The 1,201-nt window shown below is 67.8% G+C and carries 3 protein-coding genes; 1 reads left to right on the plus strand and 2 read right to left on the minus strand.

Annotated elements, in window-relative coordinates:
- The first annotated feature begins 40 nt into the window (after positions 1 to 40).
- A complete protein-coding gene (locus ACFU99_RS44160; RefSeq protein ID WP_384404504.1) occupies positions 41 to 250 on the plus strand; it encodes a hypothetical protein in 210 nt (69 codons plus the stop codon).
- Here ACFU99_RS44160 and ACFU99_RS44165 read toward each other — a convergent pair.
- Together ACFU99_RS44165 and ACFU99_RS44170 are read right to left on the minus strand one after the other, a co-directional pair.
- Positions 231 to 857: a hypothetical protein gene (locus tag ACFU99_RS44165; RefSeq protein ID WP_384404506.1), complete on the minus strand. Its 627-nt coding sequence runs from the start codon at positions 855 to 857 to the stop codon at positions 231 to 233. The genes ACFU99_RS44160 and ACFU99_RS44165 overlap by 20 nt on opposite strands.
- Before the next feature lie 34 nt (positions 858 to 891).
- Positions 892 to 1,201 (minus strand): hypothetical protein (locus tag ACFU99_RS44170; protein WP_384404508.1); only part of this gene is annotated, 310 nt, incomplete at its 5' end.

The raw sequence follows: 1,201 nt of genomic DNA on the forward strand, positions 1-1,201 counted from the left end.
GGTTATGCCCTGAGGGCTAGCGGCGGCCGCCGCATCCGGCGTGGCCGCAGCCACCGCAGAAGCCGCCCCTGTTGCATTCGCAGCCGCATTTGCCGCTGTTCTGGTTTTCCATTTCGATCTCCTTTTCTTTTTGGCATTTCCTGAATGCCTTATTTATATCTTAATGGCAAATACCCTAAAAGCAAGGTGTGCACATTTGAATGCGAACGGTATTTCAGCAATTCAATTCCCTAATTCGTGGCTGGAATGAGGTCGGGCCACTTCACCGCTTCCAGCGCGCGCCGGTGGGTGTCCGGTACGGGCACCGTCGGGTAGCCGAGCCAGTCCAGCCCCATCGCCGCGAGGATGGTGGCGTCGGCCATGTCGTAGCGGCCCGGCCCTTCGCACTCGACGCCGTAGCGGTCGATGGCCGCGCTGCGCACCATGCCCTTCGCAGCTCGCGACCGTTCCTTGCGCGGCAGGTGCTGGGCGGGGTTCGCGCGGCCGGTCGCATAGATCGTGCGACCGTGCGGGGTCACCACGGCGTACGGGACGCGGTGCCGCCACAGGTGCTGCGTCACCAGCCACCACAGCCCCGCCAGTTCGTGATGCCCGGCCTGGGCACCCCGGGCGTACGCGGCGCCCTCGACCACCACCAGGTCGGCATCGTCCTTCACGCACAGGCCGATGGCGCCCACGAGCCAGTCCAGCCGCTCATGGCTGCGCCGCTTGCCGGGGCGGGCCGCCAGTGCCCAGTGGGCATCCGCGACGCCGGTCGAGGTCAAGGAGAGATCCAGACCGATCACTCGCGGCTGCCACTCCCCCTTCGCCTGGACGCTGGGCAGGGTGACGGGCGCGCTCTGCGACGGCGTCGTCATCGCGCCGCCTCTGCGCGAGGGTTGGCCGAGGAGATCACCGCGGGCCCTCCGCTACGGCGGCGAGGTGCTTGGTGATGAGGCGATCGGCTTCGACCGTCGCCTCCGCTTTCAGCGGCGCGACCCACTCCCCGAAGTAGCTCTCGGCAGGGCCCCACAGGTACCAACCGCTGTCGTAGTAGCCGTCCTTCAGGTTCCGCTTCCGGTAGGTCAGCTCCCACCATCCGCTGCGCCAGCGCCACAGGCGGCGCGGCTCGGCGTCGGGCATCCAGCCCGCGCGCTCGACCAGGTTCTGAAAGCGCGCCAGGTCGATGCGCATCATCGCGCGCTCGCGGGCGACGTCGGAC

It is taken from the genome of Streptomyces sp. NPDC057654 (assembly GCF_042800135.1).
In the GTDB taxonomy this organism is placed as follows: Bacteria; Actinomycetota; Actinomycetes; order Streptomycetales; family Streptomycetaceae; genus Streptomyces.

What these genes read in the sequence shown, in the direction of transcription:
- ACFU99_RS44165 (WP_384404506.1), bottom strand. Translation starts at nt 857, where the DNA reads ATGACGACGCCGTCGCAGAGCGCGCCCGTCACCCTGCCCAGCGTCCAG.